The 6482-nt window shown below is 69.4% G+C and carries 7 protein-coding genes and 1 tRNA gene; 4 read left to right on the top strand and 4 right to left on the bottom strand.

From position 1 onward, the window contains the following. On the top strand, positions 1 to 211 hold a 211-nt coding region (locus VJN29_RS08770), incomplete at its 5' end, for a M50 family metallopeptidase (protein ID WP_324143247.1). Between the two features lie 120 nt (positions 212 to 331). Here the strand turns inward: VJN29_RS08770 and VJN29_RS08765 are convergent. Continuing rightward, positions 332 to 985: an LON peptidase substrate-binding domain-containing protein gene (locus tag VJN29_RS08765; protein WP_324143246.1), complete on the bottom strand. Its 654-nt coding sequence runs from the start codon at positions 983 to 985 to the stop codon at positions 332 to 334. Between the two features lie 226 nt (positions 986 to 1211). Between VJN29_RS08765 and VJN29_RS08760 the strand changes: the two genes are divergently transcribed. Next, positions 1212 to 1586 (top strand): hypothetical protein, encoded by a 375-nt coding sequence (locus VJN29_RS08760; protein WP_324143245.1) that lies wholly within the window; start codon positions 1212 to 1214, stop codon positions 1584 to 1586. 497 nt (positions 1587 to 2083) lie between these two features. On the opposite strand, the gene VJN29_RS08755 is transcribed toward VJN29_RS08760, so the two are convergent. From VJN29_RS08755 to VJN29_RS08745, 3 genes are all read right to left on the bottom strand, one after another. Further along, positions 2084 to 2998, bottom strand: a complete 915-nt coding sequence (locus tag VJN29_RS08755) for a nucleotide-binding protein (protein ID WP_324143244.1) — start codon at positions 2996 to 2998, stop codon at positions 2084 to 2086. A 121-nt stretch (positions 2999 to 3119) separates the two neighbouring features. Then, positions 3120 to 3202 (bottom strand) — tRNA-Leu (locus VJN29_RS08750). Between the two features lie 129 nt (positions 3203 to 3331). Beyond that, entirely contained in the window at positions 3332 to 4885 is a 1554-nt protein-coding gene (locus VJN29_RS08745) for a hypothetical protein (RefSeq protein WP_324143243.1), read from the bottom strand. A 232-nt stretch (positions 4886 to 5117) separates the two neighbouring features. On the opposite strand from VJN29_RS08745, the gene VJN29_RS08740 reads away from it, so the two are divergent. Next, positions 5118 to 5900 (top strand): DUF3662 and FHA domain-containing protein, encoded by a 783-nt coding sequence (locus VJN29_RS08740; protein ID WP_324143242.1) that lies wholly within the window; start codon positions 5118 to 5120, stop codon positions 5898 to 5900. 27 nt (positions 5901 to 5927) lie between these two features. Further along, complete coding sequence (locus VJN29_RS08735; RefSeq protein WP_324143241.1) at positions 5928 to 6479, top strand: FHA domain-containing protein FhaB/FipA; 552 nt, start codon at positions 5928 to 5930, stop codon at positions 6477 to 6479. Positions 6480 to 6482 lie beyond the last annotated feature (3 nt).

Below are 6482 nucleotides of genomic sequence, written 5' to 3'. Positions count from 1 at the left end.
GCAGGTGCTCGCCGGCACGGGAATCGTTCTCGTGATCGGCGCCTGGCGGCACGTGGCTGCCGTGGCGCGGACTTCCGACCGATCGAGCGACCCCGGAGTCCTGGCGTCACTCACCCACGTGCCGCGCGTCGTGTGGAACCTCAGCTTTGCCATCGTCTGCGCCGCAGCCACCTGGGTCGTGGCGACCGAGGTTCTCTCCGCCCTCCAGTGAGTTCGCACAGACGACGCCGAGGAGCGGTCACGATATCGTCCCCGACCTCATCGCCCGGTATCTCGCAGCGAGGTGGGCGACACGAACCGAAGAACCCGCGCGGGTGAGGCGCTGGTTCTCCTAGTTGAGGTCGAACGGCGAGCCTGGGGCCTCCAGCGCGCTGCCGAGTGCCGTCGCGAGCTCTCGTTCGCGGTGGGCCAGCTCGAGGCCCAGCCGCAGCCTCGACTCCGTGTCCGGCGATTCGAGAAGGCGCTGGCGGTCAGCAAGATCGAGCGAGACGACGAGTGGCACGGCGTAGGACAGGGCCCGGGCGCCGCCGGGTATCTCCTGCTCGTCATCCCCCGTGACCTCTTGGCACGCCTTGAGCTCCGCTCGGACCCGCTCGGCCAAGGGCTCGATGGCCGCCGCATCCCCATCATGCTCGTCGAGCCAGTGCACGTGCGCGGTTGCATAGGGCGTCCCCGCACGTGGGTCGATCTCGCCGACGCGGAACCGGTTGGTCCCCTGCACGATGACGAAGAACCGCTGACCGCCCAGGACCGCCACATGTGTCAGCAGCGCAGCGCAGCCGACAGGATGGAGCGCTCGGACCGCGCCGTCACCCACCTCGTTACCCTCACGGATCGCGATGATGCCGAAGACGGGAGGGCGCTCCTCCTGCGCTTCGATGAGGTCGCGCAGGAGCGCCACATATCGGGGCTCGAACACCTGCAAGGGCAGGCGTGCGCCGGGCAGGAGCACGGTGCCGAGGGGGAAGAGCGGCAGGGAAGCCACGCCTCCAGCCTAGGCCTGGTGTGCGGCCGGGGGGCCGGCGACCGCGCCGCGCGCGGACGTGCCCGTGACGGGGAGGGAGCTCAGCGGCATACGACCATGCCGTATGCCGCTGAGCCGGGACCCCGGGGCACGTGGGGGCCCAGCCCACCGGGTCGAGATCGGGACGTTCGGCCCTTTTGCGACCCATCCACAAAGCGGACCGTGGCAATGGAGAGGAGGGGAGAAGATGAAACTGAGACTCCGAGACCTGCTGGCAACTCTCCTTGTCGTTGCGATTGCGGTGCCATACATCGGCTACCTCATCAACGGGGAGATGCCCTTCGTGCAGGACCCACGCGGCATGGCGGCAATCGGCCTGGTCCTCGGCGCCGCCGCCTACCTGATCTTCAGGAGCGGCAACGCCCATGACCGGGTCGGCCTGTGGGAGAACGTCGTTGCCCTCGTGGCGATGGCCTTGGGCATCCTCGCCGTCGTGTTGGCCGAGACGGCGTTCGCTGAGGTGCTCCTGGCGGTCTTCATGGGCTCGATCGCCGTCGTCCTGGTGCTCGAGCTGACCGATCACGCAGGCCTGCTACCTGCGCATCAGGCCAGCCACGCCTAGCGGCGTGGATCGCTGCACCGCCTGCGGTGTGGAACGGGCTCACGATCCTTGTTCCCGCGGATCGTGAGCCCGTCCAACGCAACCGGCGACCTGGTGGGAGCTGGCTCGGCATGGAGGGAGCCGAGGCGGCCGCCGGTCGTGTCGGCACCGTCCGCAGTGATCACCGTTGGACGCGGACCATCACGTTGGGGAGGATCCGGTCCCACGCCCGAGGTGGCTGCGCTTGGAGCGGTGTCCGGCTCAACTATCCCCCGATGAGTCTGGTCCTGTCCCGCCTTTTCCGGCAGCTGTCGTGCGCCCGACGTCCGGCCAGACGAACACGCGCTGTCGTCCCAGGCCAGGCCGCCGCGGGCTCGGTGAGGCACACCCGCTGATGCGGACACGACGTCCTCCCTGGGCCCTTGGTCCGAAGATGGCGGTGCCGGCCCCGGATGACCCGTTGGAGCAGCAGCGGGTCCGCACGCGTCGCAACGGGAGCCGACCCGCGGCAACGGCCCTCACCAGTTCGCGGCGGACTTCCACTCGCGCAGACGCTGCGCGATGAGCCGGGCCCGATCCTCCTCGCTCCCCCCGTCGAGCAGCTGGAGGTCGGCCGGGTCCGCTCGCAGGTAGATGCCCGCTGTTCGGGCGTTCAGCCCGGCGTCGCGATCCGACCGCGTCGTCCAGTAGCCGGTTGCGCGGTCGACCGTCTCCAGCCTGATCTCGCCGGTGCCCTCGAGCTGCGGTGCATCCGGGTGACGAGGGCGCTCGCCCTTCCAGAAGTAGATGATGCCGGCGGGGTCCCGCCGCTCCTTCGCGGCCTCGCTCCAGTAGCGGGCCGACAGGGTGCCGTCCTCCTGCCATGCCCGCCCGGTCACGTTCAGACCACCATCCCGGTCACGCCAGATGCGCAGGAGGCTCACTGCCGACGGCTCGGCTTCGCTCCTCGCGGTGAGCGAGAGCTGCCACCACAGTCCTTCGACCGGGCCCCGGCGGCCCTCGCTCGCGATGGCCTTGCGCAGCTTCTCGTTGATGCCACGGACCACCGTCGGGGTGGTGGCCGGGTCGTAGCGAACGGAGGTCAGACCGAGCAGGTCGCTCGGCAGCTTCGACCCGTTGGCGTGGATGATGAACGTGCGCCGGATCCCGAGCGCACCCCCGAAGAGCCCCGCCTCGAACACCACGTTGTCCCGCGGCGACGCCTGGCCGGTCGGGTGAGCCTCCGTCATCGTCCAGTCGTCCTGCGCGAAGACGAATGCGGCGAAATCGACCTCGTGAGCCAGCTCCACCAGGCGGTCGAGGGTGGAGCGGCCGGGGTTGAACGTGGTCGTCCAGGGCTCGACGTCGGCAACGTCCTCGAGCCCACGCGTGATCGCCTGCAGCAGCTTGGCCTGCTGGCCCGACGAGCCGAGGAAGATGCGCGGCTTGTTCACGTGCGGTCCCGGAAGCCAGGCATGACCGACACGCTACAGCGCACCGGGCCGGTCAGCCCGAAACGACGAAACTCCCCGCCAGATCTCTCTGGCCGGGAGTTTCGGGGATTCGCTGCACGCGTGCGCGAGGGGGGATTTGAACCCCCACGCCCATAAGGACACTGCCACCTGAAGACAGCGCGTCTGCCGTTCCGCCACTCGCGCGTGACAAGCAGACAGTGTGCTGCATGTCCCGGCCGATCGCAAAACCGGCCCTGCGCTGCCGGAGTGAACGGTGGGTCGAGGTCCCTACTCGCTCTCGAGAGCGAACTTCCACCTCGAACCGGGGTTCAGTCAGAGACCGTCGACGACGACCGCCGCCATCTCCATGCAGGAGTCGTGCGTCTTCCTGCTGATCTTGAGCGGGTCGAGGTGCAGGCCGGGCGTGAGCGCCGGGTCGTAGGGGATGTCGACGACGGCACGCACCCATTGCTCGAAGTGCTCACGGGTGTGGACACCGGCACCGACGTCGTTGCCCTTGGCGGTGGTGTGCGAGATGACGCAGACGGCGTTCTTGACCAGGTCGCCCCGGCCCATGGCCACGAGCGCGTCGAGGTTCTTGGCCGCGACGACGGACGTGTCGTCCTTGAGTGACGTGGCGAACACGAGCAGATCGGCGTGCGACGCGGCCGCCAGCCAGTTCGGGGACAACCGGTTGTTGCCGGTGTCGATGACGATCATGCGGTAGAACCGCGACAGCTGCGTGTGCAGGTCCTCGAACTCCTGCTCGCCGATGACCCGCATCGCCTCGTCGTCGTCCGCGGATGCGAGCACGTCGAAGGACAGCCCGCGCTGCTCACGCACCCAGTGCTCGAGCTCGGACGTGCCGGCGTTGGGGTCGGCCGCGATCTGGGGCAGCGCACCCAGCAGGTCGATGACGGTGCGGTGGTGGCTCTGCGACGGCGCTCGCATGCCGAGCGTGCCCTCGGTCTCGTTGTTGTCCCAGGCCAGCACCGACCCCGACCGGTACCGCCCGAGGTAGCTGGCGAGCATGAGGGTGACGAGGGTCTTGCCGCCACCGCCCTTGGTGTTGATGACCATGATCGTCTTGCGACCCGACAGCGGCCGTGCGATCCGGTCGATGCGCTCCCGCTCGAGCAGCTCCTTGAGCCCCGGCCCCATCCCGAACGCGCGCCGCAGCCCGGAGTTCGCCTTGAGCTTCTGCCGCTCCCCCTTGGAACGGACCGTGATGAGGTCGTCGGCGCTCGGCCGGTCGGAGCCGGAATGCGCAACAGGAGCGCCGTATGCCGCCGAGCTGGGATCCAGCCCCCGCTCGGCTGCCGCTGCCGCCACGTCGGGGTCGACCGGCGGCCTCGCCGCGTACGCGCGCTCGGCGGCCGAGTGGTCACCCGTGTAGTGCGCGCCGTTCGTTCGGTCAGAACCGGCGGGGACCCAGCCGGAGTACTCCTCGGTCGACCGGGCGTCGGTCTCGGCGTTGTGCTGGAGGTCGGACCAGTGGCCGGTGTCGGGGTCGTAGCCCATCGCCCCCGACGGCTCCCAGGCGTCCCAGCCGGTGCGTGTCTCCACACCACCGGTCTCGCCAGCCGGCGCCCCACCGTGGTCATAGGAGTCGCTCCAGTCGGAGCCGGATGCGCTACCGCCACTCGCGTACTGCGACAGCTCCTGGGAGGAGTACAGACTCTCGCTCGAGTCCGAGTCGGGCAGCTGCCAGGACGTGTCGTCCCACGTCGACGACCAGGGGTCAGCGGTCTCCTCGACCTCCGGCTCGGGGTCGATCGAGTTGGTTGCCGTGGGGAGTGGCAGGGTGAACCCACCCGGAATGGTGTTGTTTGCGGAGTAGCCGGGGATCCCCTGATCCTCGACCTTGCCGCCGTCTTCGTTGCTCATCGAGCACTCCTAGCTGGCCTAGCACATGCACGTGCCCGTGCAGACACGCGCGTCGATAGTCCCATGCTTCGGCGCCACGGCAAACCCAATCGTTACCAGACGAGCACCGGAGCGCGACCTCCCGCCCGCCTGCCATGGAGGACTGGGAGCGATCTCCGGATGGGGCGTCGTCCGTGCTTGCCGGTTACGATGAGACGCCCGGAGAGCGCAGGCGGGAAGAGAAGGAGACGGCGTGGGAATCATCAACCGGGTGGAGCACGGGCTCGCCAGGGCTGTCCACGGCGCCTTCGCCAGGGCCTTCAAGTCCGAGGTCCAGCCCGTGGAGATCGCCTCGGCCATCCGGAGGGCGATGGACGACCGGGCCGCACTCCTCGGGCACGGGAGAGCCATGGTGCCCAACCTGTACACGATCGAGCTCAGCTCGACGGACTTCGAGCGGCTCGGCGACTACGAGGACGAGCTCTCCGACGACCTCGTCGCGGCAGCACAGGAACACGCCGACTCCCAGGGCTACCAGCCCGGCGGCCCCCTCGAGGTCGTGCTCATCGAGGGCGAGGGCCTGGAGACGGGCGTGTTCCGCGTCCGGCCGGCGACGGCGAAGCGGGCCGGCTCGGCCGGCTCAGAGGCTCCACCGCAGCACGCCGCATACCGTCACCAGACGCCTGACGGCACCGCGGTCGACGAGCAGCCCCCGGCCCGGCCGGGGCGCGTCAACCCCTCTGCCCGGCCGTGGCTGGACATCAACGGCGACCGGTATCCGCTCCTGGGCAGCCTGACGACCCTCGGCAGGGACGAGTCCGTCGACATCGTCGTCGACGACCCCGGCGTCTCCCGTCGCCACAGCGAGATCCGGGTGACGACTGACGGGCCGCACCTCGTCACGTCGATCCGCGACTTGAACTCGACGAACGGGACCTTCGTCAACGGCGAGCGCATCACCAGCCAGCGTCTCGAGGACGGCGACCGGCTCACGCTCGGCCGGACGTCGGCGACGTTTCGGGCGGGCCGCCGATGAGGCGCTGCTCGCGATGACTGGAGCCGGATGAGCGAACTGACCCTGACCCTGCTGCGGCTGGGGCTCCTTGCGCTGCTGTGGATCTTCATCTTCAGCGTCGTCGGTGTACTTCGGACCGATCTGTACGGGACGTCGGTGTCGCGCCGATCCCAGCGCAAGGCCGTGCGCGAGCAGGAGCGGCAGCAGCGCCGCGCCGCCAAGGAGGACAAGCGCGCTCCTGCCCCGGCGCCCGTGCCGGCGCCGGCTCGCGCGCGGTTCGGGCGAGGGCGTTCGAAGCGGGTGCCTCACGTGCTCGTCGTGACGGAGGGCCCCTTGACTGGCACGTCCCTGCCGCTGCGGGGGCAGGCGATCCTCATCGGCCGCAACCCGGAGTGCGCGCTGGTCCTCGATGACGACTATGCATCCGGACGTCACTGCCGGATCTACCAGGACACGTCTGGGCCGGAGGGTTGGCTCGTCGAGGATCTCGGTTCGACCAACGGCACCTTCATCGGGCGGGAGAAGCTCACCTCGCCACAGCCGGTCGAGGTGGGCACCACCCTGCGCATCGGCAAGACCGTCCTCGAGTTCCGGGTCTGAGCC

The sequence above is a fragment of the Intrasporangium sp. genome, from assembly GCF_035280925.1.
In the GTDB taxonomy this organism is placed as follows: Bacteria; Actinomycetota; Actinomycetes; order Actinomycetales; family Dermatophilaceae; genus Intrasporangium.
This window is presented reverse-complemented; position numbering and strand designations above follow the sequence as displayed.

Bases quoted from the DNA above. Each gene is read 5' to 3' on its own strand.
- VJN29_RS08760 (WP_324143245.1), top strand. From the start codon at position 1,212: ATGAAACTGAGACTCCGAGACCTGCTGGCAACTCTCCTTGTCGTTGCG.
- VJN29_RS08745 (WP_324143243.1), bottom strand. From the start codon at position 4,885: ATGAGCAACGAAGACGGCGGCAAGGTCGAGGATCAGGGGATCCCCGGC.
- VJN29_RS08735 (WP_324143241.1), top strand. From the start codon at position 5,928: ATGAGCGAACTGACCCTGACCCTGCTGCGGCTGGGGCTCCTTGCGCTG.